Raw genomic sequence first — 26,003 nt, forward strand, 5'->3', positions numbered from 1 at the left:
AACTCATGCTTGTAGTAACCAAACGCCTTCCCAAACTCCTCACCCCCGAACAAATCTTTATGGCCAGTGCCTTTGTGGTAAATGGGGGCAATTACGCCTACAACCTGATTCTGGGTCGGGTGCTGGGACCGGCTGCCTTTGCTGATGCCGCCATACTCATTACGATGCTGTTAGTCCTGTCATTTGTGGCGATGACTTTTCAGCTTGCGGTGGCTAAGTTTACCGCCGGTTTTGATCCTGACGCACGGGAAGCCTTAATCGCTAAAGCTTTGCGTTATGCGACCGGTGCAGGGATTGGCTTTGGCGTTTTGTGTGTGCTGAGCGCCCCGTTTTTACAGGAGCTGTTTCATACGGCTTCGGCAACGATGTTTGTGATTTTTGGCCTTGCGATACCCCTATATTTTGCGATGAGCGTCAACCGCGGCAACCTGCAGGGTAATCAGCTTTTTGTGCAGCTTTCGGTAACCTATCAACTGGAAATGCTGGTGCGCCTGGTGCTGACCTTTAGTCTGTTGTTGCTTTTCCAAGTCGAGGCGGCCTACGCCGTTTCTATCGCCATCGCGGTCTCGTTTGTCGCCGGAATGTTTCCCTTTCAAAAGAACGCACGTACCCCGGGTAGTCGGCCGGTACTGGCACCCGGGCAGTATAAACAGATCCTGCAGTTTTTTGTACTTACCGCTGCTTACGAACTCACCCAAATCATGTGCAACAACAGCGATATCCTGCTGGTGAAGCATTATTTTGAAGCCTACGATGCGGGTTTGTACGCCTCGCTGGCGCTGATAGGCCGGGTAGTGTATTTTGTGACCTGGATGTTTGTGATGATTCTATTGCCCAAAGTCGTCCTGCTGCGTAAAGAAGGGAAGAATCCGTTACCCGTTCTTAAGAAGTATCTGGGCTACATTGGTTTGCTGTCGCTTTCCATCACCGTCTTTACCTTTTTGTTTCCCGCTTTTTCAGTACAACTGCTCTTTGGGGAAGCTTACCTTTCTGTCGCGCCTTTGCTCGGCTGGTATGCGCTGGCGACCTCCCTGTTTGCCCTGTCTAATGTGTTTGCCTATTACTTTTTATCCCTTGATGAATATAAACCCGTAGCGCTGGCCGGTATTTTTGGGGTGGTGCAGGTACTGCTTATCGTATTCTTTCACGCCAGTTTACTCGAAGTGGTCATCGCTCAGGTGATTGCTATGGGACTGTTGCTGGGTGCGCAACTCGCTTATTTTGTGTCACATACCTTAAAACTGGAAAAGGCCTCATCGTAAGATAACTACCCTTCGTCGACACCAAACTTCAAACGAACGTGTTTCGGCAAAAACTCTTGTTTTTCTAACCCATTTTTGTCCTGAATTTAAACCTCAAGTACTCCAAATCTTAAAAACCTTGATTATGAAATTAGCTATAGTAACCGCGTATCCTCCCAGTAAAGTAACCCTTAACGAATATGCCTATCACCTGGTGAAGCATTTTCGCCAGCTTGAAGAAGTAACTGAAATCGTTTTGTTAACCGATGTAGAACCTGCTCAGGCTGACATTCATTTTGAAGAGGAAGGTTGTGACGTAAAAGTCATCAACTGCTGGAAGTTTAACAGCTATCGCAATGTGTGGTCCATTACCAAAACCCTTAAAGCCGTAAAACCCGATGCCGTACTGTACAATCTTCAGTTTATGAAGTTTGGGGACCAAAAGATTCCGGCTGCATTGGGCTTATTTGCTCCGTTTTTTACCAAATTGATGGGGATGAAAACCATCGTGTTACTGCATAACATTATGGAAGCGGTAGATCTGAATGAGGCCGGATTTACTTCCAATAAACTGAAAATTAAAGTATTCAATTTCATTGGTTCGCTGCTTACCCGCGTGGTTTTAAAGGCTGATAAAGTGGCCCTTACCATCGGCAAGTATGTGAATATTCTGGAAGAGAAATATCAGGCCAAAAACTGTATGCTCATTCCGCACGGCACCTTTGAACTGGCCAAAGAGCCCAGCTTTGAGGTAGCTGAAGGTCCGCTGAAGATTATGACTTTTGGAAAATTTGGAACTTACAAGAAAGTAGAGTTGTTAATTGAAGCGGTTGAGCTGGTTCGTACGATTAGTAAGGTAGAGCTGGAAATCGTTATTGCCGGTACCGACAGTCCAAATACGCCCGGCTATCTAAACAGTGTTCAGGAACAATACGCTCACGTCAAAAATCTACATTTCACCGGTTATGTAGCTGAAGAAGATGTACCCCGCATTTTTGCCGAAAGCGCGATGGTGGTTTTCCCCTACACTTCAACTACCGGAAGCAGCGGTGTTCTGCATCAGGCCGGTAGTTACGGTAAAGCCGTGGTTATGCCTCAACTGGGCGATCTGGCAACACTGGTAGAAGAAGAAGGCTATCAGGGTGAATTTTTTGAAGCCGGTTGTGTACGCAGTATGGCACAGGCAATTGTCAACCTGGTAGAGATAGAAGATTATCGCATTGAAATTGCCAGAGCCAACTATAAGGCGGCTAATGCTTTACCGATGTCGGTAATTGCACAACGTTATCTGGAAGCCTTTAAAGAAATTGATCAAAAAAGCCATTCAAGGATGCTTATGATGGCCTAATCAGCGGTTTTTGATGGTGTAGTACGCCTCGTCTTTCACCCCATTTTGGTCAATTATACCGAAATACTTCTGTTTGTTTTTACGCCACGGAAACCGCCCCACAACACGCTCCGGAACTTCCCTAAAGTCGAAGAGCGTCCAGGAGAGATAGTTTATACTGTCTCTCCTTTTTAGTTGTATAAACTCCTTGTAAAACGCATCCTGACTCGTTTTGCCAATACCGAAGCCATTCCAGATACCTGAATAAGACGAGTAGCCTATTTCCTGAAGCACTACGGGTTTTTTAGTCTGGTTCTTCAGCTTTTGATGTGCTTCCGAAAGGCCACTGAGATCCCGATAATAATGGTAGGAAACCACATCTACCTGATCTTCGAGCAGGACAGCCGCTTCGGGCGTTGACCAGCCAATGCTTATGGGATGTTCGGGGTCAAGCGCTCTCAGTTTTAGAATGCTTTGGCGCAGCCAAAACAAAACGGTTTCTTTTCCACGGGATTCAAAGTCCAGATCAGGCTCGTTTTTCACATCCCAACCCCACAGCGCCGGATGCTCTTTCACGTGGTTGACGATCCCGCTCAGGTGTTTGTTAGTCAACGTATTATCGCTGAGGCTGTAGTTTCCGTAGAAATCAAAAAGCGTTACCATCACTTTCAAACCGGCTTTATCGGCCTCGTCCAGGAGTTGGGTGAGTTTTTCAAGTTTTTCGGGTTTGGGGTTGGCTTTACCAAAATCTTCATAGCCTATAAATACGCGAATGCAGTTGAGGTTTAAATCGGTTACCAACCTGAAATCCTTAGCCAGTAGTTCGCGATCAAAGTTTTCGCCAAAGGTATCCCAGGGCGTCTCCTGCGGATAGTAGTTGATGCCTTCTAAAGCTTCCGCCTGCATTGGAATGGAAGCAGGTACAACCGAATCTTTACGGGCCGCGAGTCTTTCAAAATGCCTGATGCGCCAAAAGCCGTCCTCGAGCAGGAGCACCACCCGGTAATCTGCGTTGAAGGCCTGGGCTTGCAGGAGTGTATCGTTTGTATAGATCTTTTCAAAACCACTTACCTTTCGGTCTGTGAGTACGGCCAGTTTACCATCTGCACTGTAAAACTCCAGCGTGGGATGATGCGCCAGTGTTGTCGTCTCTATTTGGATTCCGTTTGCCTGGTTAAAGGCCATCAATTCTTTGAGTTTGACGCGGGCACTTGAGGTATAGTGATCGTTGATTCCGGTCTCGTCGCCTGTAAAGAGGGCGTTGTTGCGTACATACCAGGCGTCGAGGTAATCCTGTTCGAGGCGGGTCTGGTTTGCGGGTTCGAGGGGCCTCCCGGGATTTTCAACAGATTCCCAGGTTACATCGGGCAGGTAATAATCGGCGCGTTTGGCATCCAGATGCAGCATGGTCGATTTATCGGCACCCGTATTGAGGTAGGCGATGATTTGGCTGATGCCAAAAAGAATTCCGGCGTTTACCAGCACAAACAGGAGTAAAATTGTGGCTCTCAATATGGTTTTGTTTCGGTTCACTGCAGCGCGATGGTTTTTTGGGTGGTTAAACCTAAAGCTTTTACGGTAACGAGATAGTCTCCTGCGGCGTATTCTTCGGGATTCAGATCAAAGGAAGCCCGGCCATCTTTGGTTTTAAGAATTCGGGTTGTATTGCCGATCTCAACTTCGACGCTAATTCCATCGGGAATCAATTGCCCCAGATAGCTGGTAACGGGCCCTAGGTGCAGACTTCGGTCTTTAAAGCTAAGCGGGATCTCGTCTGTTGCCGGTTTAAAACTCACCTGAGCAGCGCCGCTGCGGGCAATGCCTTTGATTACGGCTTCTACCGTCCAGGTGGTGGGGAATTCCGGGTGCAGCACCGGGGCAAAGGCATAGCCGTTAAGGCTTGAGACGGCGGTTTTCCAGCGCTTACCTTCCTTATTGCGCATATAGAAATAAACCAGCGTACCGTCAGTAATCACATTGCCGTGCTCGTCCCTGATCTGATCGGTTTTAAAAGTCACCAAGGCGTTGCCGTCTGCATAGGGGTGCAGTTGCTCGATGCTTAGCCTGAAGTTTTCAGCCAAATCGGGATACACATCAGCGACGAGTTCGCGTGACGCTGCGTTGCCCAAAACACTGGCGGTAGTCACCCGGCCGGTTTTCAGGGGCGCGGGGATGTTTTTCCAGGCAAAACCTGCACGGCTTGGGCTTGGGAAAGTGGTAATCTGCTCCTGAAACTGATGTTTGATCACTACCGGTGTTCCGTCGGGTAACAGATTGTCCAGATAATCGGTAGGCAGGCTTACGAGCATGGTATAATCGCGCTCACTGGCCACAATGCTACGCGGACCCAGGTAATTCTCGAGTTCGCCCAAATGTGTCGTATCTGCAAGCAGGCTAAATTGGCCTTCCTGCAGTGGGGTTTTGCCCTCAAGCAGTTGCCAGGTGATCACTCCGGTGTGTTTGGTGAGTTCCGGCGGAATGTGGAAATAGGGGGTTTCAGTACCGGATTGGGGTTTTAAAACGGTGGTGCCATAGGTCCCCGAGGCAATAAGGCGGATGGAATCGTTAAGCGGAAGCCGGTAGGTTGAAAACCGAAGCGGTATTCCTTCGGGCGTAACGGTTTGTGAAACGGGGATTTCAAGCTTTAGGGCGTCTTCGTCCGTCTGGGTTGCAGGAGTCTGAAGCGCTTTGGCAACCCAAAACAAACCCAGCAGGAGCAGGGCTAAAGGGAAGCGGTATGTATTTCTGGTTTTCATCGCGGATTACCAATATACGCATTTGGGGTGATGCTGAGATAGCGATAGGGCATCCCGCTGATTTCGATTAATTCCTGGGCGTTGCCAAAATCGGTTCTAAAGGGTACGATTTTATCTGAAATACTTTGATTGGGGAGACCGTTTACCGAAACCGTACTCAAACCCGAAGCACAGATTTGTGGCCATGCGCCGGTGTATAAGTTCAGTTGAAAAGGCTGCTTGCGTTGTTGACGCACACTTTCGTCAACATAGGTAGCATCTACCCAAACCAGCTGCTGATTTTCATTGTAATAGGCTAACAGCAACTGCGGAATGGTCGCCGCCTCGGTAGTTGGGTTAAAAAGGAAGCCGGTAAGCTGGCGGTCTTTTTGATTCAAGGCGGAAGGTGCAACCGCCTGGTACAGATCGGTCGTGGCGACATTGGCTTTTACCTGTACCTCAAAATTTTCAATATCCCGAAGTACCGAATCTTTCTGGATTTCAATAAAATCGATACGGAAGGGTGTGGTCTCTTTGGGCAGCAGTTTGTGCTTAACCAGATCCTGCGCGTTGTAGCGGGCCTGCTCCCGGTTTTGGGCATCGTATAAAGCGCCGGTCACCGAAATATCTGCCGGGATGTTGTCTACATTCTGAATTTCGCCCACAATGTAAAACAGGCTGTCGCGCTGCACGAGTCGGGCCGAAAGCACCTCGACCACGGGCTGTTTCAGGATATCCTCGTGGTAGGTTTGTTCGGAAGTGATTTTACGCTTGCCGTGGTTGTACCAGGCTGTGGTATTTTCGGTGAGCAGCTGATCTGGCGGAATATCGGGATCTACGCTTTCGGCTCTTAAAAACCAGTCGCCTTTGCGTTTTACCAGTTGCAGGCTGTCTGTTGTTTCGATGATTTTCAGGGGTGTGACCCATTCCATCCGGGCAACGGCATGAGCGGTTGAATCGGTTGCTGCCGTCAGTTCCACATCGATGCGGTCGAGCTTGGCATACGAACTCAGCAAGCCGTCTGATACCGAAATCTCCAGCATAAACTGGGCGATACTCTTTCCGCTTTGCGGATCAATATAGGAATGCGCCCGCTCAAACTCTTTAAAGTCCATCGCATCGTAATAGGCCATCACGGCATTTTCAGGGCTCAACTGCTCTTCACTTTTGATGTAAAACAGGTACATCCCAAAACAAAAGAAACCGGTCATTAATACTACCCAAACCAGCGAAATCCGGTAAAGCAAACCGGGTATGCGATGCCTTGAGGGGATGAAATTGAAATAAGCGGCTGCGCGTTCCCGTCCTTTTTTGAAGGAGCGCGTCCACATTGATTTCAGGTGCAGCAGCAGGGCGATAATTACGGTCAGAAACGGGATGGTGCCCCACATAAGTTTTTGAAACAGGGCGACATCTTCTTTTGGGATAAAGCTGGGTAAGGGTTCTATACCTGCTTTTTCCCAAACCTGAATGCCATTTTCGAGCACGCTGAGGCGGTGCCAACCCGTAAAATACAGGAGCGGGTCGTAGAACTTGTCGTTTGAAAACACATACTTAAGATGGTATTTTTCGGGTACCGTGAGAAACTGCTGCAGTGAACCGATGCCTTCAATACCGCGGTATTTCGAATTTTCGAGACGTTCTACCGCACGGGAAGTGAGTTCGGGCAGGCGACGAGCGGAGTGGTAATCACCGTCAACCGTGGTTGCGGGAGTAAGGGCCGAAAGCCAGGCCATCTGATCGCCAAAGCCCAAAGGCAGATAGCGCCATTTGTCGTGGTTGTCCTGATTGAGGAAATTGACGATGGGCAGCATGTTTAAGGTAGCAGGCTGACTGGGCCTGAATTTACCCAGGGTAACCGTAAAAATGGCGATGGCGATAAAAACCCCGGCCAGGAAACCTCCGGCAGCGCGGTGCAGCAGTGAACCCCATTTGGCCTGCAGGTATTCTTTATAATCCCCTTCCACAAAACGATAGCAAAACTCGCCAAAAGCCGGTAAGGCCATTATGGAAGCCCAAAGTGTAAACCGGTCGAGCGTGAGTATGTTAAACGCGTTTTCGCCCAAAATCTTTAACGGAATAGGTGTGGTGCCCCCGGTTCCTAAAATGGACAACAGGGTAAAGCTGATCCCGAAAAACAAGAGACGCTTGCTGTAATAGCGGTAGTAGAAATAGGGCAGGAGCAGCAGCAAAATACCCCAGGGAATGATGAAAAACGCCAGTCCCGATGAGGTCACTTCGAGGAAATTATCCCGGGAACCGTGTGGGATGGGAACCTGGGTGATGGGATTTTTTTTGGAATTGATCCAATACGGCAATATGCAGACTACTATAAGGACCAAAGCCGAAGCACCAAAGATGATGATGCGCCTGAGATGGCTCCACAGGGTTTTGATAAACAGCATCAGGGTGACTTCACGGTTGGTGGAGACTTTTTCGCGTGTCGCATCCATAATTACCATACCTATAAGTGGAAAAATAAAGAATACCATCCCAAAAATAGGGGTGACATGGTGCGAGGTTACTGTGACCGAAAGCAGGGCCAGGGCTTTAAACAGGTGTCGTTTGCGGGCGGTTTTCAGCCAGAGGTAGATTTCAGGCAGCGCATGCATCAACACTGAAATCCCGATAATGCTGGGCAACTGCCCGAAAATATGGAGGGTTTCTACAAAGGAAGATGAAAAGACCGCCAGGATGGCCGCGTAACCCGCGACCTTTTTATCGGGTATAAGCACCAGGGTAAAGCGGTAAACGCCGGTGATGAATAAGATGATGCCCACAAAGGCGAGGGTAAACATGCCAAATTTGAGTCCGCCCACCAGCGATAGCGCCCCGATGATCTGGTGTACCAGCGGCGGATAGCCCATAACGGTAAAGCCCGTGTACCAGCTGTAGTTCCAGGGTTCAAACCAGCTGGTCGCATAATGATTGGCAAAAAATAAATGAATCAGGGCGTCGTAGGTGCGCTCCAGTGTAAAAAATATGGAGGTACCGTGCACAATAATGCCCAGCAGTACTGCGGTGACCAGGTATTTATTGGTTTGATTTGCCTTCATCAGGTGTATTGGCCCTTTTTTGTTTAAGGTAAAGATAGGATATTCGATAAATGGTTCGTCCTTCGACGAATGGTTTCCATCTACAGAAACGGTTCAGTCACAGAGAAACCACAATTTTCATCCCGAGACGCTGGTATGTTTGTACGGTAATTAATACAAACCCAAAAATCTACTACGATGAAAACAGGCATTATCATACCTTGCTACAACGAAGAAAAACGTCTTAACCAGGAAGCTTTTGTGCGCTTTGCTCAGGAGCACGAAGATTATCATTTATGTTTTGTAAACGACGGCAGTAAAGACCGTACCCTACATGTATTAAACCGTATGCGTGCTCAGGCACCTACAGGCATCAGTATTGTAGATGTAAAGAAAAACTCGGGTAAAGCTACCGCAGTTCGTGCCGGTGCCCGCTATTTGTATACTTTGGATGATATCGCTTACATCGGCTTTATAGATGCCGATTTGTCTACCGATTTCCGGGACTTTAAAGATCTGGTGACTACCCTGAAACGCGAGCGCGTATCTATGGTGTTTGGCTCGCGAAATTCGGGTGGTGGGGGTATTGAGCGCAATTTTATGCGCAGTTTATTTTCAAACTTTATCAAGCAGTTTATCCTCCTTATTTTAGGCTTACCCATCAGAGATACCCAATGTGGGGCCAAAGTATTTACCCGTGAGATCATCCCGGTATTGTACGAACAGGGCTTTGTGAGCAAATGGCTTTTTGATGTGGAAATCTTTTTAAGACTGAAAAAATACCTGGGCAAAGAACAGACCCTGAAGCAAATCATCGAACAACCCCTGATGCGGTGGGTGCACGTGGACGATTCACGATTAGGCGTAAAAGACGCTATTGAAATCCCCGGGAAACTGGCTCAAATCTGGCTTACCTATACGCTTCCTGCAGTACTACAGGCACCGATTGCTACTCCAGAACCTGCTTTTGCGGTTTATGCCGGAGTACCTGAATTGCGTGTTGCGGCTTAAAAGTTACAGGGTTGCAGGTTGCGGGTTAGAAGTTGACCCTTCGATACGATGCTCCTTAGGTCGCATTACTCCCGGTCCCGAAAAATTAGAAATACGAAATACGAAAACAGTAGGCAGTCTCAGTGGGCAGTTTACCGGTAAGAGGTAAATGGTAAGAGGTGAGAAGTTGACCCTTCGATACGATGCTCCTTAGGTCGCATCACTCAGGGTCCCGAAAATAAAAAATTAGAAATACGAAATTGAAAATACAAAATCGGGAATCTGGAATACAAAATAACTCTGAACTCAGCACTCTGCATTCAGCATTACCAAAGCGTTGGCTGAGTGAATTTTGCGCAGCATAGCGTAGTGAAATTTGTATCGAAGCCAAAGCTTGTAGGTTGACCCTTCGATACGATGCTTCTTTGTCGCATCACTCCCGGTCCTTAAATACGAAATACGAAATACAAAACAACTCATCACTCTGAACTCAGCATTCTGAATTACCAAGGCGATGAACGCCTACATTGATTCCGCGAAGCAGGGCTATTCTTTGATACATGAATTATGGGTTATAGCTGTGAAGTTTTAGCAGCAAATTTTTTTGAACGCCGCTCCATTCGGTATTGGTGATTGAAAATACTACGCTATCGCGGTAGCTTCCGTCTTTATTAAGCCGGTGATGCCTCAGAATACCATCTTGCCTTGCACCCAGGCGTGCGATGGCTTCACGGGATTTCAGATTAAACCAGTCGGTCATAAACTGTACGGCGATGCAGTCCAAATTTTCAAAAGCATATTTTAAAAGCAATAGTTTACAGTGCGTATTTACGCCAGTGCGCTGATAGTGCTTTGCATACCAAGTATAGCCAATCTCCAGTCTGCGGTGTTGAGGTTGGAGTTTACAAAATCGGGTAGAACCGATGATCTTTCCGGTTTTGACGTCGATCACGGTAAAGGGTTTCGCCAGACCTTTGGCCTGCTCATCAAGGGCGAGTTTGATGTAATCGTCAATCTTCGACGCATCAGGTACTGAAGTATACCACAACTCCCACAGTTTTCCGTCTGTCGCGGCTTCTACCAGGTCGTCCCGATGTTCCGGGCTCAGGGGAACCAGTTTTACTATTTCGTTTACCAGTTCTAATTGAGGGTCAATCCAGTGTTTCACGGTTTTCGTCTTGAATTCTAAATGTACAGATTTTCATAAAAAAAGCCCTTAAACAAATTGCTTAAGGGCTTCAATTCTTAAAAATTAAGCTAGTTATTTAACTTCTTTGTCAACAACTATGCGCTCTGCACGATTTGCAAGTTCCCAGGCGGTTAAAAATACCAGTTGCGCACGCTTGGCGAGCATCGGGTAATTGATTTTATCCGGGGTATCGGTAACCTGGTGGTAATCTTCGTGTACTCCGTTGAAGTAAAAGATAATGGGTACACCCTGCTTGGCAAAATTGTAATGGTCAGAACGGTAGTAAAAACGGTTTGGGTCGTTTTCGTCGTTATAGGTATAGTCCAGATCAATGTTCATATACTTGTTGTTTACCGCAGTCGAAATGCTATCGAGTTCGGTACTCAATTTATCTGAACCAATCAGGTAAATGTAATTTTCATTGTCTTTATGCGCCTCATCAACGCGGCCTATCATATCAATGTTAAGGTCGGCAACGGTATTTGCGATGGGGAAAATGGGGTTTTCGGCGTAATAACGCGAACCGTATAATCCTTTTTCTTCACCGGTTACGTGTAAAAACACGATAGAGCGCTGCGGTCTATATCCTTTTTCAACGGCTTGTTTAAAAGCTTCGGCGATTTCTAAAACGCCTACGGTACCAGAACCGTCATCATCAGCCCCGTTGAATACCTCACCATCCTCACGTACGCCTACGTGATCCAGGTGGGCAGAGATTACGATGTATTCTTCGGGTTTGGTGCTGCCCTCAATAAAGGCAACTACGTTTTCAGATGCTTTAATTCCGCTTCCGGCGCGGAAGAAACTCTCGGGTACAATCTGAAAGTAGCTGTCTTCCTGAGCAGACGGAATGCCATGCTCTACATAAAAATTCTTAAGCCATTCTGCAGCTTTTTTCTGTCCGGGTTCGCCGGTATTTCGACCTTCAAACTCGTCTGAAGCATATACATACAGCATTTCTTTAAGTTCGTCTGCCGTAATACTTTCAGCAAAAGGCATAGGGTCCACATCAGCCAGCGGTGTAGATTTTTCAGACGTCTCAGAAGTCGTGTTGGATACTTTTGGTCCACATTTTACAAACATCATACAGCTGAGTACAACGCCCAGCAAGAGTACTTTTTTCATAAGTTTTTTTCAATTTAAAGCGTTAAAAATACGTTTTTAGCCAACAATTTTGAGAGGCTTAGCATTTTTTTAGCGAATGGAAGATTTAAAAGCGCAATTCAAACCAGCCTGCTCCTGCATCCGCCAGCTCGACCTGCTCATAATCCTGCATAAAATGTTGGATACGGTCAATACTTTCAAATTCTTCAGGCGTGTGTGTGGTGGTAAGAATGACCGATTTGGAACCACCGTTTGCAGCAGCCTTAGCACCGGTAGGACTGTCTTCAAAAATCAGGCTTTCCACAAGCGGAATATCCAGCTCTGCGCTTACCATCTCAAAAACCTGCGGATCGGGCTTGCCTCGTTGTACCATATCGCTGTGCACAACGGTTTTAAAATAGATCTCAAGCTGAAGCGCTTCAATGGCAAACTCAGCATTTTCCCCGGGAGCTGCAGTACCTATGCCCATAGGGATTTTTAGTTCTTTGGCCTTGTCTAAAAAAGCCTGTAATCCCGGAAGCAGCTTGATTTTATCGGCATAAATTTCGCGATAGGCAGCTTCTTTATCCCAGGCGATTTGCCTGCGCTCTGCTTCATTAAAGCGATCGCCAAACAAACGTTTGATGATTTCTTCATTAACGCCATGAATGTCTCGCTTTACTTCTTCCAGGGTCATCTCAAGCCCCAGTTCGCTCAGTTTTTTTTGCCAGGCGCGATGGTGAATCATCATATTATTAAACATCGTGCCGTCCATATCAAAAATGAGGGCACGTGTACGGATGCTATTTGTAAGCTTATCTTTTTGCACAGTTATCCTTTTTATAAGTGTGGAATGCTTCCGCTTTGCGGAAAAATTCACGTGTTCAAATTCAAAAATACCATTATTCAAATCAACATGTAAGGAAATCGCGTAGTCCCGCCGGAAAGACTACGCCTTTTTCCCGCACGTGGGCGGGGATTTTACCCCTTATTCAGGACGGTAAGTGCTTCGCAATGGGTCTTTTAGGTACATTTAGTTCACAACTATCAGAATTTCAGCAAATCATGACCAAAGCACTCGTTTACGGAACCCTAATCGCCGAAGAATTAAATCTACAAACCGCCCAGTTTTCAGAATTTGAAGTGGTCACCGCGGTACAGCTCGAAAAAAGCCGCGCCGAAAACCGGCGTATTGAGCTCGAACTGAAGGATGATGATATTATTGAACTCACCTTTTCTGATCAAACTCAATGGATAGGCAATGCCCTGGATATTGAAGAAATTTACAATGCACCTGCTTCGGGTAAGCGCTCGGGAGAAGTTTTTGTTTTTGAGCCTCAGGTTACCGGAAGGCAGGCCTCCAGGGGAGCTATTGGTAGTGTGGTGGTTAAAACCTTAAAACTTATTCGTGCTAAAACACTGGGCACTGCCGCCGAGACTTCTGCAAAAAATCTGGCGATTGCCTACGACAAGCGGGCGATGCCACAGCCCGGACTTTACAAGCTTGATGCAGGCTTTCAATATATGCCGGTGGCCAAAATTGCTCCTGCCAGTACAGCCTACCTGCTGCTTATACACGGAACCTTGTCTAATACCTTTGCCGCTTTCGCCGAATTGCGCCTGGGGCAGAGTCCTATCTGGGACCAGTTGATGCGCCAGTATAATGCAGGAATTCTTGCGCTTGATCATCGTACGCTTTCTGTGAGTCCGCTGCAAAATGCGCTCGACTTTTTAGAACACGTAGACCAGTCTGTTAGTGTTGAAATATTGAGCCATTCCCGCGGCGGACTTGTCGCTGATGTTTTGGCCAAATGCGATCACCGTAATGAAGTGGTTGGCTTTAGTGACCTGGAACTGGGCATGATGACAAAAGAAGATCCCGAAGCTTTTGAGTTGATGAAAAAGATCAACACCATTGCCCGGAAAAAGAAAATTGAAGTGCGCAAGGTCATACGGGTAGCAGCCCCTGCCAGCGGCACCACCCTGCTTTCGCGCAGAACAGATCATTTTCTCAATGTGCTGCTCAATGCTTTGGGCTTGGTTGTCGGAGCACAGGTCAACGTGGTTTACAATACCGTAAAACTGTTTTTACTCGAAGTGGTAAAACAGAAAGCCAATCACGAGGCAATGCCCGGTTTGTATAGTATGGTGCCCGACAGCAGCTTTCAAAAAATGCTGAACTTTTCAGGAAGTGCGGTCGCCAATGATTTGTATGTGATTGCCAGCGATGCCGAAGTGGGAGGGCACTTGGGCGATTCGCTTAAGGTAATTTTGGCCAATTTGTTTTACTGGAAGGCAAACGATCTGGTGGTCGATTCAGACCGTATGGAGCAGGGGGCACCTCGTCTGGGCGGTATTCAATACTTTCTGTCGAAAGACGGAAGCACCAATCATTTCAACTACTTCCGCAATCAAAATACCTGTGACGCCATTCTGCAGGCTGCCGTTACGGCTCCGGGTGGTCAGGCAGGCTTTTATTCCCAGAAGTTTTCGGGAGCCGGTAACCGTGGGGTATTGCTCAGCATGTTTTCTATGGAAGGTGTGCATTATGAGCACGTGAGCGGCAATAAGCGCATAGCCATTTTGCTTCCCGGGATTATGGGTTCGAGTCTCGATCACAACGGCAATCCGCAGTGGATTGATTTTAGGGAATTAAACAGAGGAGCAATTAAAGACGATCTCGAAATCAATACCAGCGGGGTGGAAGCTTCGGGCGTGATTAAAAAATACTACGATGACTTTGTAAAGCACCTGCTTAAAACGCACGATGTGATCACCTTTCCGTTTGACTGGCGTAAAAGCGTGAAAGGTTCTGCAGCCCAACTCGCTAAAAAGGTGGAGCATTTACTGGACACTTACAACCAGCCCATTCACATCATCGCGCATTCTATGGGTGGTCTGGTAGTACGCCAGTTTATGATGGACGCTGCGCCCGTCTGGAAACGCTTTATCGAAAAACCCGCCAATAAATTTGTGATGCTGGGCACGCCCTGGCTGGGTTCGTATTTGATTATGGAAGTGCTCACCGGTCACAGCAGCCGGGTGAAGCAGCTGGCGATGATCGATTTTAAAAATTCTAAGGAAGAGTTGCTTCAGGTATTTAGGGAATTTCCGGGAATATTTGAATTACTTCCTATTGAAAACAATAGCAAACGCCCCTTCTGGGACTCGCAGTTCTGGAAAGACCGCAAAGCGGAAAGTACCGAGCCTATGGTTATTCCGCTTAAAAAAGATCTGGATCAGTTTAAAAAATACCGCGATTCTGTCCTGGATTTTGTTACACATCTAACCGAAGATGACCTCAAAGAGGTGTATTATGTGGCCGGTCACGCGGAGCAAACGGTTTATGATTATAAGACCGAATCGCGTTTTCTTTCGAATAAGAAAAAACTGGTTTACCTCGCAACCACAGCGGGCGACAGTAGCGTAACCTGGGTAACGGGCATCCCGTCGCGCATTCCAAAAGACAATGTGTATTATACGCATACCTCACACGGCGAACTCGCCAATGATCCCAGGATTTACGACGGTATCGTTGATATTCTGCTTGAAGGTAAAACCAATAGGTTACTCAAAACCAAACCCATCTCCCGCGCCGGTGAAGTCATCAGTGAAGTACACGCAGTACCTGCACCGGGCAATAACCTCAATCTGGTAGGCGATGTATTGTTTGGTATAGAACCGGCTCGAAAATCTACCCAGCCTGATCGCACGATGCTTAATGTTGCCGTTATTAATGCCGATCTTAAAGTTTCCCGATACCCCGTAATGCTGGGGCATTTTAATAATGACGGTGTGCACAGTGCCGAAAAAGCGCTCGATAACTACCTCAATGGCCGTCTGATGCAGCGCTACGATATGGGATATTATCCCGGCAAGATAGGGGAGAGTGAGGTGTTTTTTAACCTGAATACCAATCCGCGGGGAGCGATTGTGTGCGGTCTGGGCAATTCGCAGGAACTTACCCATTATTTGCTTGCCAAAACGGTAGAGATGGCGGCACTTAAATACGCTATGTTTATGCGCGATAATTATACCCTGGCAAAAGCCAAATCCTATGCCGAGGGAATCTCCTTTATCCTGATGGGTACCGGTTACGGAAGATTACAAATCGAAGATTCTATCAAGGGAATTTTACTGGGTGTAAGCAGCGCCAACCGGTTTATAAAAGAACACGGGGAAGGTTTACAGGAACTAACTCAGGTAGAATTTGTAAACCATTACGAGTCGTTGGCGAGCCAGGCCTACTGGGCGTTGAGCAGGCTCAAAAATTCAGATAACCGCTTTAATTTTGAGCTCATAAAAGGCATAGAGCGTAAGGAGGGAGCCAAAAAAAGGCGTGCATTTGTAGATGAGTCTGAAGACTGGTGGCATCATTTTAATGTAAAAAGCATTTGTGATGGCGATCGCATAACCGGGTTTGCTTACAATTCATCAAGCGGTTTGGCGCGGATAGAAGAAGAGGAAGTGCACAACGGTCTGGAACAGGTAGGGATTCTGCTGGAGCAGATGTCGCGCAGTTCGGCATGGGATAAGCGGCTTTCTAAAACCCTGTTTGAATTGCTCATACCCAATCAGTTTAAAGACATCATCCGCAATCAGAACAATATTTTGTTTAAACTCGATCTCAAAGCGGCTCAGTTCCCCTGGGAGCTGTTTCATGATTTTGAGTCTGATGAAACCCCGGCAGCCGTAAACAGCGGACTCATACGCCAGTTGCTGACTTCAGATTATGAGAGTAACCAGTTGCGCAGCGTGAGCAACAAGACGCTTATTATAGGCGATCCTATTTATAATGAGGCATCACTGCCTCAGTTAGCTGCTGCAAAAGCAGAGGCGCAAATGGTAAATGATAAGCTTAAAAATTCGGGATTTGAGACCTTTCCGTTGCTTAACAGCAATGCTACAGATATTATGTTGCAATTGTATACCAATGAATATAAACTGTTGCATTTTGCAGGTCATGGGCTTTACGATCCTGCAAATAACCGGGTGGGCATAGCCATTGGTAACGGCATCTGTATAGACCCTGCCATGATCAAGCAATTGAGCTATGTGCCCGAATTTGTTTTTATCAATTGCTGCTTTTCGGGAACCTTAAATGCTACCGATGATGCCTTCATGCGCTCGCGTTACAAACTGGCGGCCAATATAGGAACCCAACTTATCGCCATGGGTGTTAAAGCCATCATTGTGACCGGTTGGGCTGTTGATGACGCCGCCGCAGAAACTTTCTCAGAAGAATTTTACAGTCGTATGCTTTCCGGTTATGAATTTGGCGAAGCTGTACAAATGGCGCGTAAAAAATGCTATCAAAACCACCGGCATACCAATACCTGGGGTGCTTACCAATGCTACGGGAATCAACATTATAAGTTTTTTGAACACGTCCGCCAGAAAGAAGAAGTCTTTGATTATGTCCTGAGTTCACAGGTGTATACAGATCTTGAAAACCTTTATGCGTCTATACGTCACAGCAGTTTTAATCCTAAAACAGTAAAGCGCAAGCTTGATGAAATTCTTGAAAATGCCAGTCGAAATGACCTGATCGACGGTGTGATCAGAGAGAAAGAGGCTTTAATTTACGATGAGCTCGATATGCCCGCTGAGGCTTTAGATACCTTCAGGGCGGTTTTGACTCTCGAAGATGCTAATTTTTCGATGAAGGTTTTAGAGCATTTTTGTCTGTTACGCTCTTTGAATTTCTCTAAAGATGCCGCAGAGCGGAAGGAAGAGCTCGATCTGGTAACCAAGCTAGCCCTTATTGGCAAGACCACTTTAAGGCTGGGCATTGTGGGCAACTGTTACAAATTTGCGTCGATGCACGAAAAAGGGGAAAAGCAATTGCAATACCTGCAAACAGCACTTGATTACTATACCGAAGCTTACGATAACAGCACAAACCCATACGACGGTAAAACGCTTGACGCGTTCTCAAACATTGTGTTTTTAAGCTATCTGCTCGAAGCTTACGGTAAGGGTAATCTAAAAAATCAATTGAATAAGTACACCAAAAAACCGGTGTTTGCCTATCTGTCTGACTTTTTAAAACACCTGGATGATGTAGATCCCGCAGACCTCGATATTTCGGTGCTTTTGGGAATGACCGAAGTGAGCTTCGGTATGCTCCTGGTTAATAGTGAAAAGGGCGGAGATCAGGTTATTTTAGACGAATTAAATAAGCGCTTTGCTGAAGCATTCCAGATTTTACACAGTTCACGTCAAATACGCATAGAACTTGCGCAGCTCGACTTTCTGCTCAGTCACGAGTCGGTAATACCTAAAGAAAAGGCGAGCAGTCTGCTTAAGGTGAAAGAATCGTTATTGCGTTTTAAATAGAGCCGTCCAGAAGGGTTTAAAAACCTACCAGCACATCGGTATTGCGTTCGGCAGCTCGTAGTTTAAACTGATCCTGAACCCGTGTTATTAAGGCTTCCAGATTGGTGTTGGGCGTATTAACACAGGCGATACTTTCGGTGAAGGCATCATAGCTCGATTTGCCGTATGCTAAATTCTGAAAGGTATTCTTAAGGAAGCTTTGCATTTCTTCGGCACCAATGCGTTGTTCCAATTCTAAAAATTGACCCGGTGTAATGAGTAATGCCTGAAGCTGTGATTGAGATTCCACCGGTTTTTCAGCACTACTACCAGTCTTTACAATTCCGGTTAGGCGATTATACTGAACGCGGTTATTGGTCTCGAGATATTTAATGCGCGCATATTTAGCCAAAGCCTGTAAAAACAGCCGATCAAGTTTAGTTTTAGGCTCAAAGTTGCTGGCGAAGTAATAATAGGCCGTATCCTCGGTGAGGTTTTCATCCACTTTATTAAGGTCTACTTTGGCTGAGGTATTTACGATGGTATTGTAATTGGCTTCATTGCCATAAATGGGCGATTCCAGTTGAGCATAGACTGTTTTGCTTTGTTTTCCGGTAAACTGTGTGAATTCTTCCAGAAATTGCTGACTTTTTGAAAAGCGTGTCTGTATTTTTTGAATATCAGTATCGGAAACATTGATGTAATTGGCATAGGTATCTTCCTTAAAATCAAATGTTCCTGCAATCAATGTAATATCTCCTTCGGCGCGGTCATTGCTGAAAGTTGCTCCACTGTTTTTTGGAGTTCCCTTACCCAGGTAAATTTGATCACACTCTGCACAGGTTGCCGTGATCGAATAGGTCATATTAAACGGATTAATATATTCAGAAAGGGAACCGCTGGTGCGCACCACCTGTGGGTACCAGTAATCATTAGCACCGGCCAGAAGCACCCCATCTACGAGCACAACTTCTCCTTTATGGCGTCTCACATCCTTATCGGTTTCCAGATTTTTTATTTTTCCGGATATCTCAATCTTCAAATGATCGAGGTTGTTCAGAGGCCTGTTGATATTGATATTGTGAGTAAGGCAGTCGTTGCAATTTTGCGGATACTTGCTTGAGGCTATCGGGTCATTATTTAAATAAACCTGTTTTACTTTAAAATGTTTATTCAGCTTAAAGGAAAGTTTTTGCGAATTAACCGGTAAATTTTTCAGAACATAAACCGCGTCAAAGGTTTCCTCAGAAAGGGAAATCGAAACCTGAGCATCAAGATGGCTATTATTTTGAGCAATGGCAAATTGAACAAAAAACAGGCTGAAAAAAGAGAGAAACAGACGCATATTTGGTTGATTTTACAACGAATCTATGGTGTTTTTTCTGAAAACCTGAAAAAAAATGCATTCTGTGTAGTTGAGCCTAAAAAGCGGAATATGGTCTATTTTATTGTTAAAAAAAATACACTAAAAGATCGATATAAGCGAAAATTATATATGTCGAAGGAAAATTACTAAGATTTAAAACTAGTGTATCGGTCTTCTATAAATCAAAACCTTTTTGCCCGAATTTGAAATAACCGTTGCACGCTCGTATGCGGGTCCTTCATAGTCATCGACCAGACTTAGTTCTGATGCGTTTATGGTATAGCAAATTCCATCGAGAATATCTTTTTCATCACCGGTATAAATAGCTATAAAATAGGTTTGCGCATTCGGGTGATTTTCAGGAAGGGTAATGGTTCCCAACTTATACCCCAGTATTTTATCGGCCGTACCTTCCAGTTTCCGCTTAAACAAACTTTGCTGTATATTGCTATGCTGAAGGGTTCCGTATGAAAAGAGCCGAAGGGTTTCCATCTTCAATTCTAACGTTTTAAAGTGAAATGGCCGTTAAAACGAGTAACCACCCCATCTAAATCGGTAAGTTCTACTCGATACCAGTAATCGTCTGAAGGAAGCGCGCGATTACGGGTGGTACCATCCCAGCTTTCGCCAAAGCCATAAAGCGCTTTTAGAAGTTTTCCATAACGATCAAAAATAGTGATACTTACTGCGCTATAGTCCTGTGTACTAAGCCCAAGTGGCTCCCACGTATCGTGATAACCATCGTTGTTTGGCGTAAAGTATTTGGGAAAACCCAGTATGGGGATTTCAATACTGCTGATGCCGCATCCATTTTTATCCCGAACAAATAGGGTTTTAAATCCCGGAGTAACCCGTTCAAAAAGGGGTTCGTCACGATAGGGTCCCAGCTCATCTCCCAGAGCGAACTCATAATCGCCCTGACCCAGATTGGCGCTATTAATAATACGTACGGTATTAAATTCGCCCTCGCTGGTTACTTCGATATTTTCGGTGCTAAGCGTAGCAGCTTCAGAGGCGATGACTTCAATTTGCTGAGTTTCGGAGACACACGCCCCGTTGCCGGCGCTAACGGTATAAATTCCGGGAGTCGTGACCACTACAAAAGATTCGGTACTCAATAAAATACCCTGTTCATCACGCCATTCGTAACTGTAGGAGCCCTGTGCATTTATAGTTTCGAGAGTATATGAGGCAGCGGTACTGCAAAAACGGCCTTCATTGAAGATTTCAAATTCAGGTACGGGTAATACCTGCAATCTTAAATGGGGTCCTACTCCATAACAGCGGTTGCCGGAATTGTCTTCAACCCGAACGTAAACAACCTGCTCATCTGCAGTCTCGTTGCGGTAGGGGTTGTTAAGAGGTATTTCATTTTGATTGAGAAGCGCTTCATCCCGGGTGCGGTAATACGAAACACTTAGGTTACTGCCTTGCGGAAACTGAGCCAGCATTGCCGGCGTGGCCTCATTGAGATCAAAGTCAAAATAGCCGTCAACAGCACCATCGGTATCACAATTGGCAAGCTCATAAACAAAACCGGAAGGAAAGGAGGTGGTCGAAACTTCCAGATTTACCCGGGTTATCCCAAAACAACCATTCGTATTTTGGGTGCGGGCATAAAGTGTATTGCCAGCGCTGCTGTCGTAGTCTGAAGAACTGATTCTGGTTGTAGTGTCATTATTCTCGGCATCTGTGCGATTTGTATAAAAAATTACCGTTTCAGAAGATGAATTTGAGATATCTGCGGCAATAGTGTTGAGGTTAAAAACTGTAAAACCGTCAGGAGTACCATCTTCATCGCAATTAAAAACATCAAGTTGGGCAGCAACATTCACCGGTTCGAGTACAAGAGCCTGAACCGAGCGCCTGTTGCCTGAAGTGCAGCCCGCGGGTTCTGCGGCGATAAAAAAAGTGGTTGTTGTGTTTATATTGGTTGTGAAGTTGGCCCCTGTAAACAGAAGATTTCCGCCGGTGGCACTGTCATACCAATGAAGTTCTCCTCCGGTTCCCTGAGCATTCAGGCTTACTGCGCCCGGACCGCAACGGGTGTCGCCGGTAGTACTTACTACAGCTGCAACCCGTATTTGTGATGAGGTAGCTATTTTAAGAACCGGATCGTTAGGCATACCACCAAATTCTACTACAAATCCCTGAGGCTGATAATCTCCCGAAGGATCACCATTTAGCCGCAAATCATTCCAGGACCCCGGGTTGCCAATACTGGGAGCTGTAACGTGTAAATAGTCTTCACCGTCCCCGCCGTGAGCATTATCAGGCTGATTGACGTTCCAATTTGCGTAATTGGGAGTTGAGCCATTAGCTCCTCCGTTCCAGAATATCAAACCGCCGTTGGCTCCTTCAGGTCCGGTAACCCATTTCCAGACGCCTTCGGTTTCCCGATCTGTACCCCCAAGCCAGCCGTTTCCACTAGATTGTTTTCCTGCAAGCTGGGCTTCATCTGGAGTTGTTATGGTAGCGAGGTAACCGGTTAAGCCGTAATAATCTTTTTTCTCAGCCTCAGCACGGGCCGCATCCCAGGAGATTCCGGCATCCGGAAAGTATTTATAGTAATGTCCGGTTGATGGTAAATAGTTGGCATCGCCAATGGTGATCGAGATTTCTTTAATGCCGCTTACGTTGGTATTGGTACTGCGATAACCTACGTTTTTTATGGCTGTTTCTATCGCAGCAGGACTCAAAGTAGGGGGGAAGCTAAGTTGTAATTTACCGCTGGAAGCTGTAAAACTGGGGGTTATAGCCGTATTACTCCCGTTGTAACGCAAAAAATCACGGCCCTGCTCATAGCCGCTTGAAATTTGAACATAAATCGCGTTTATTGCCGTGCCTGAAGCATTAGTCAGTGTAAAATCTTCGACGATTGAAATCTCAGAACCGGGGCAATAGATTTGGTCTCCGGTAGCTTCAAGCTCCGGAGCCTGCGCCTGCGCTTTTAATAGACTAAGCGTAAAAATGGCGGTATAAATTAGTTTTTTGAGCATCTAATTGTCAAGATTTGTAGCCTGATAAGCCCCGGCATCCGGGTTGTTGTTGCGTTCTGTACCGCTAATGTCCCGGGGTACGCGAGCAGCTCCTGCAGCATTACCCAATGCCCGGGCAGCAGAATTTAAGCCTATACGATACATGTTAGTTGCTGTGTTTTCAAAATCAGGATCTTCACTGCGTTTAATCATTTGATATTTAGCTGTATCTGTAAAGTCATAGTTTGGCAAAGCCGAAAATTCACCAAAACGATCATCAAACCGAATCAAACTGTTACTGAATGAAAAATTGAAAGGTAGTTCTTCAACAGACCGTAATCCCAATTCTTCAGCTCTGTTACCGTAAACGATGCAATTTACAAAATCGGCCTTTGTTAGGCCTGAAGTAAGCAGGGCATCTTCGGTCTCCAAAAAATTGTCAATCTGTACGGCCGGGGTGTTGCGAAAACTTTGAATCCAATAATTGGCAAAAGTACTGTGCGTAAAGCTGTAGCTGCCGCCCATCCTGATCCATAGATTGGAAATCCCCGAATTGCCTATTACCAGGTTTTCAGCATCAATAGAAGCGGTAACGGCATATAAACCTACCAGAGCGCTGTTATAGATTTGCGTGTTTTTCAATTGGATATCGGCTTCCGCATTGCCGGTATTACCATCTGCCAGGATACCCAGATTGCTGTTTTTTAGGGTTACATAATTCATAAGCCCCGTGCTTCCCGGAGTAAACCAGACGGTACCCCATTGTCCGGGCACAGCAGCATACTCGGGCTCGAGACGATCTCCTTCTAAAATAATTTCATTTTCTAAAGTTTCCGGGTTCGTGCTTAAGCTTCCGTTAGCTTCAATCCTTCCGCCATTGCCCACAATAATGCCGCTGTTGTCGTGAAAATGCAGTCGTGCTCCTGCCTCGATGATCATAGTTTTTCCGTCAGCGATTCCGGCGTAGCCGTAAATAACATAAGGCTTCTCATTGGTAAAGCGCAATTGATCGTCAGCAAGAACAAAACCTTCTATAAGGATGGGTTCGCCCGCTTCATCAACACCTATTTGTAAAGTCTCTTTAATACCCTGGGCATTTCTACCTGGAAAAAGAAATTCAGCATCCTGCACAAGGGTCACGAGTTCGACTTTCTGGGTGTAAGGCTCAGCATCAAAAACAATCTGATCTGTGTAGATAAGCTGATCATTATTTTGAGCGTCCAGGGTGGTTTCTATAAAAATAAAAATACTGTCGCGGGGTAAAATTTCTACTTCATTAAAAACTTTTCCGGCACGGCCGTCAATATTGAGGCGATATGCCGAATTTTCACCCCTGGCCAGGCCTACCTGTGGGATACGTATAAACGCGTCACTGCGGTTGAATACTTTAAGGGTATAGGTGCTGCTGCCAATATTTGAAAAAACCGTGTCGAGATATAGGGTGTCTCTTGAAAATTCGAGCTTTCCTGTACTGCGCTCGGGCTCAAAATCATCCCTGCACGACGCTAAACTCACAAGTACTACAAGGAAGAGGGATGTCTTATACAGAAATGCGAGTTGACTTTTCACGCTTCAATTTATTTTTTGAAAATGCGTATTTCAAATAATTTGTCCCAGTGTTTGCCGGTTACATAAAGCTTTTGATTTTTTGAATCATACGCAATCCCATTGAGTACTTCATTAGCATCATCGGTAATGGAGCCTATTTGTTTCTTGAGTGATCTGAGATCGACAACGCCTTCAATAGCACCGGTCTCGGGATTGATTATGGTGATGCTGTCAAACTGATAACTGTTTGCATAAATTTTACCTTCAACCCACTCGAGTTCATTAAACTTGGAGCGCACTTTCTTATTGTCAACCACTTCAAAATATCCGGTCTCGGCATAGGTTTCGGGATCTAAAATCCAGATTTTTTCGGTACCGTCAGATTTATAGATATTTTTACCATCATTACAAAGGCCCCATCCTTCTTTACTTTGACCATATTGAAAGCTTCCGGTTTTTTTAAAGCTGTCGATATCGTAAATAAAACCCATTTTCTCACGCCAGGTTAGCTGTATCAATTTTTCATTTAAAACGGTTAAGCCTTCGGCGAAATACGTTTTGTCAAGATCAATGCGCTTTAGAATTGTTCCGCTTTGCAAATCGGTTTTAAGCAGGGCCGATTTACCATACTCGCCAATACTTTCATAAAGGCTGTCCTTGTGAAATTCAAGTCCCTGTGTATACGATTCTTTGGCGTGCGGAAAGGTATTGACGATTTCGTAGGTATACAGCACGGGAGTTTCTGAAGACAGCAAAATGAGCGTTTCATTAAGAACAGCGGTTTTATCGCCTGCGTATAAGGTTGCCTGCAGTTGCTTTTTGCCGAGCTTTTGTTCATTAAGGGTATAGGAAAGGGCCTCGAGTCCCGGCTGACTGCCTATTCTCGTATTGTCGAGCTGATAAACTACCGAATCAAGCACAATATCACCTTTTGGTTTAAGGCTTATCGTGATGTTTTCGCCGTTTTTTAAACTCTCTAAAGGCTTGTCAACAACGATCGAAAAACTTTTGGTGAGATCTTTTCCGTTTCCGCAGGAGACTAAGAAGATGCCTAAAGACAAGATAACGAGAAGATTAGAAATGCGCATGTGTTTTGGAATTTGGGGATGAAGTTAAATCAATAAATTCAGTTTAAAAAACCTTTGGCAAAGCAGATAGGTAATGTATATTTGCACCCGGCAAGTCCTACACAACCAGCTCCTGTCGAATTCCCCCAGGGCGGGAACGCAGCAAGGGTAGATGGTCGTAGCGGTGTGATGTAGGTAGCTTGCCTTTTTTTATGCCTTATTTTTGCGTAAATTCTTCGCCATTAAACGCACATTATGTCAAAAGTTGTCCTGATCACCGGAGCCTCCTCAGGCATTGGTAAATCAATCGCTGAATATTTGGTTACCAAAGGTTTTACCGTTTATGGTACCAGTCGTAACCCAAAATCTTCAACGCTTAACGGGGTCAATCTGGTAGCACTTGACGTGACCAAAACCGAAACTATAAAAGCTGCCGTTGCCACTGTTTTAGAGCAGGAAGGCACTATTGATGTACTTATAAACAATGCCGGTAAAGGTATAACCGGTCCGCTTGAGGAAATTCCGGAAGAGGAATTGAAGTCGGTTTTTGAGACTAATTATTTTGGTCCTATTGCAGTGATGAAAGCAGTTCTTCCCACCATGCGTAAACAACGCAGGGGCTTAATTATCAATGTGACTTCTATTGCCGGTTATATGGGCTTGCCCTATCGCAGTGCGTACTCAGCTACCAAAGGAGCTTTGAGTTTAACCACCGAAGCCTTGCGTATGGAACTCAGGGAATTTAATGTTAAGCTGACTAACGTGGCGCCGGGAGATTTTGCAACCAATATCGCTTCCGGTCGTTATCACGCTCCTTTGCGTGAAGATTCAGACTACGCGTCAAATTACGGGAAGTCTTTAGCTTTGATGGACGAGCACGTAGATGAAGGGGAGGATCCTATGCTTATGGCTAAAGCCGTTTTCGAAATTATCAATACCAAAGAACCACAGGTAGACTATAAAGTGGGGGCTTTTATGCAACGCTTTTCTACCTTTTTAAAAGGTGTGTTGCCCGGCAAAACCTATGAGCGACTGCTGTTGAACCATTACAAGCTCTAAAAGTTCCAAATTAATACGTAAATGTAACATTAACACTTAATTTGTATAATAACGTAACTTTACGAAA

At 45.7% G+C, this 26,003-nt stretch carries 16 protein-coding genes and 1 other RNA gene; 6 read left to right on the forward strand and 11 right to left on the reverse strand.

Annotated features, from left to right (window positions below):
- Positions 1-5 precede the first annotated feature (5 nt).
- The gene (locus ACSSS3_RS12250; protein ID WP_442844853.1) at positions 6-1,262 is read left to right on the forward strand and encodes a sugar isomerase; all 1,257 of its coding nucleotides are present in this window, start codon (positions 6-8) and stop codon (positions 1,260-1,262) included.
- 124 nt (positions 1,263-1,386) lie between these two features.
- Positions 1,387-2,589, forward strand: a complete 1,203-nt coding sequence (locus ACSSS3_RS12255; RefSeq protein ID WP_442844854.1) for a glycosyltransferase — start codon at positions 1,387-1,389, stop codon at positions 2,587-2,589.
- On the opposite strand, the gene ACSSS3_RS12260 is transcribed toward ACSSS3_RS12255, so the two are convergent.
- Genes ACSSS3_RS12260 through ACSSS3_RS12270 form a run of 3 tightly spaced genes read right to left on the reverse strand, consistent with a single transcriptional unit; the run spans position 2,590 to position 8,359 of the window.
- On the reverse strand, positions 2,590-4,101 hold the full coding sequence (locus tag ACSSS3_RS12260) for a cellulase family glycosylhydrolase (RefSeq protein ID WP_442844855.1): 1,512 nt from the start codon (positions 4,099-4,101) through the stop codon (positions 2,590-2,592).
- The gene (locus ACSSS3_RS12265; RefSeq protein ID WP_442844856.1) at positions 4,098-5,324 is read right to left on the reverse strand and encodes a hypothetical protein; all 1,227 of its coding nucleotides are present in this window, start codon (positions 5,322-5,324) and stop codon (positions 4,098-4,100) included. The genes ACSSS3_RS12260 and ACSSS3_RS12265 overlap by 4 nt, the downstream gene beginning before the upstream one ends.
- The gene (locus ACSSS3_RS12270) at positions 5,321-8,359 is read right to left on the reverse strand and encodes a hypothetical protein (protein ID WP_442844857.1); all 3,039 of its coding nucleotides are present in this window, start codon (positions 8,357-8,359) and stop codon (positions 5,321-5,323) included. Before ACSSS3_RS12270 ends, ACSSS3_RS12265 begins: the two co-directional genes overlap by 4 nt.
- A 177-nt stretch (positions 8,360-8,536) precedes the next feature.
- On the opposite strand from ACSSS3_RS12270, the gene ACSSS3_RS12275 reads away from it, so the two are divergent.
- Positions 8,537-9,349 carry a glycosyltransferase gene (locus tag ACSSS3_RS12275; RefSeq protein ID WP_442844858.1) on the forward strand — a complete coding sequence of 271 codons (813 nt, stop codon included), beginning with the start codon at positions 8,537-8,539 and terminating at the stop codon, positions 9,347-9,349.
- Between the two features lie 544 nt (positions 9,350-9,893).
- On the opposite strand, the gene ACSSS3_RS12280 is transcribed toward ACSSS3_RS12275, so the two are convergent.
- From ACSSS3_RS12280 to ACSSS3_RS12290, 3 genes are all read right to left on the reverse strand, one after another.
- Positions 9,894-10,496: a GNAT family N-acetyltransferase gene (locus tag ACSSS3_RS12280; RefSeq protein WP_442844859.1), complete on the reverse strand. Its 603-nt coding sequence runs from the start codon at positions 10,494-10,496 to the stop codon at positions 9,894-9,896.
- Between the two features lie 93 nt (positions 10,497-10,589).
- A complete protein-coding gene (locus ACSSS3_RS12285) occupies positions 10,590-11,642 on the reverse strand; it encodes a M28 family metallopeptidase (RefSeq protein WP_442844860.1) in 1,053 nt (350 codons plus the stop codon).
- 85 nt (positions 11,643-11,727) lie between these two features.
- Positions 11,728-12,429, reverse strand: coding sequence for an HAD family hydrolase (locus ACSSS3_RS12290; protein ID WP_228230938.1), 702 nt, complete (start codon positions 12,427-12,429; stop codon positions 11,728-11,730).
- Between the two features lie 236 nt (positions 12,430-12,665).
- On the opposite strand from ACSSS3_RS12290, the gene ACSSS3_RS12295 reads away from it, so the two are divergent.
- Positions 12,666-17,939, forward strand: coding sequence for a DUF7379 domain-containing protein (locus ACSSS3_RS12295; RefSeq protein WP_442844861.1), 5,274 nt, complete (start codon positions 12,666-12,668; stop codon positions 17,937-17,939).
- A gap of 16 nt (positions 17,940-17,955) precedes the next feature.
- On the opposite strand, the gene ACSSS3_RS12300 is transcribed toward ACSSS3_RS12295, so the two are convergent.
- The 5 genes from ACSSS3_RS12300 to ACSSS3_RS12320 form a co-directional block, all read right to left on the reverse strand.
- On the reverse strand, positions 17,956-19,263 hold the full coding sequence (locus ACSSS3_RS12300) for a hypothetical protein (protein WP_442844862.1): 1,308 nt from the start codon (positions 19,261-19,263) through the stop codon (positions 17,956-17,958).
- Positions 19,264-19,443: 180 nt separating this feature from the next.
- Positions 19,444-19,776 (reverse strand): gamma-glutamylcyclotransferase family protein, encoded by a 333-nt coding sequence (locus ACSSS3_RS12305; protein WP_442844863.1) that lies wholly within the window; start codon positions 19,774-19,776, stop codon positions 19,444-19,446.
- An 8-nt stretch (positions 19,777-19,784) separates the two neighbouring features.
- The gene (locus ACSSS3_RS12310; protein ID WP_442844864.1) at positions 19,785-22,283 is read right to left on the reverse strand and encodes a T9SS type B sorting domain-containing protein; all 2,499 of its coding nucleotides are present in this window, start codon (positions 22,281-22,283) and stop codon (positions 19,785-19,787) included.
- Positions 22,284-23,831: a hypothetical protein gene (locus ACSSS3_RS12315; protein WP_442844865.1), complete on the reverse strand. Its 1,548-nt coding sequence runs from the start codon at positions 23,829-23,831 to the stop codon at positions 22,284-22,286.
- A gap of 8 nt (positions 23,832-23,839) precedes the next feature.
- A complete protein-coding gene (locus ACSSS3_RS12320; protein WP_442844866.1) occupies positions 23,840-24,898 on the reverse strand; it encodes a glutaminyl-peptide cyclotransferase in 1,059 nt (352 codons plus the stop codon).
- 88 nt (positions 24,899-24,986) lie between these two features.
- Between ACSSS3_RS12320 and ffs the strand changes: the two genes are divergently transcribed.
- Positions 24,987-25,086: signal recognition particle sRNA small type (gene ffs, locus ACSSS3_RS12325), an RNA gene on the forward strand.
- Positions 25,087-25,132: 46 nt separating this feature from the next.
- Positions 25,133-25,936: an SDR family oxidoreductase gene (locus ACSSS3_RS12330; RefSeq protein WP_442844867.1), complete on the forward strand. Its 804-nt coding sequence runs from the start codon at positions 25,133-25,135 to the stop codon at positions 25,934-25,936.
- The last annotated feature ends 67 nt before the right edge of the window (positions 25,937-26,003 follow it).

Origin of the sequence: Leeuwenhoekiella sp. H156, assembly GCF_052218455.1 — a bacterium.
GTDB classification, from domain to species: domain Bacteria; phylum Bacteroidota; class Bacteroidia; order Flavobacteriales; family Flavobacteriaceae; genus Leeuwenhoekiella; species Leeuwenhoekiella parthenopeia.

Bases quoted from the DNA above. Each gene is read 5' to 3' on its own strand.
- ACSSS3_RS12250 (WP_442844853.1), top strand. From the start codon at position 6: ATGCTTGTAGTAACCAAACGCCTTCCCAAACTCCTCACCCCCGAACAA.
- ACSSS3_RS12255 (WP_442844854.1), top strand. From the start codon at position 1,387: ATGAAATTAGCTATAGTAACCGCGTATCCTCCCAGTAAAGTAACCCTT.
- ACSSS3_RS12265 (WP_442844856.1), bottom strand. From the start codon at position 5,324: ATGAAAACCAGAAATACATACCGCTTCCCTTTAGCCCTGCTCCTGCTG.
- ACSSS3_RS12270 (WP_442844857.1), bottom strand. From the start codon at position 8,359: ATGAAGGCAAATCAAACCAATAAATACCTGGTCACCGCAGTACTGCTG.
- ACSSS3_RS12275 (WP_442844858.1), top strand. From the start codon at position 8,537: ATGAAAACAGGCATTATCATACCTTGCTACAACGAAGAAAAACGTCTT.
- ACSSS3_RS12285 (WP_442844860.1), bottom strand. From the start codon at position 11,642: ATGAAAAAAGTACTCTTGCTGGGCGTTGTACTCAGCTGTATGATGTTT.
- ACSSS3_RS12295 (WP_442844861.1), top strand. From the start codon at position 12,666: ATGACCAAAGCACTCGTTTACGGAACCCTAATCGCCGAAGAATTAAAT.
- ACSSS3_RS12300 (WP_442844862.1), bottom strand. From the start codon at position 19,263: ATGCGTCTGTTTCTCTCTTTTTTCAGCCTGTTTTTTGTTCAATTTGCC.
- ACSSS3_RS12305 (WP_442844863.1), bottom strand. From the start codon at position 19,776: ATGGAAACCCTTCGGCTCTTTTCATACGGAACCCTTCAGCATAGCAAT.
- ACSSS3_RS12310 (WP_442844864.1), bottom strand. From the start codon at position 22,283: ATGCTCAAAAAACTAATTTATACCGCCATTTTTACGCTTAGTCTATTA.
- ACSSS3_RS12320 (WP_442844866.1), bottom strand. From the start codon at position 24,898: ATGCGCATTTCTAATCTTCTCGTTATCTTGTCTTTAGGCATCTTCTTA.
- ACSSS3_RS12330 (WP_442844867.1), top strand. From the start codon at position 25,133: ATGTCAAAAGTTGTCCTGATCACCGGAGCCTCCTCAGGCATTGGTAAA.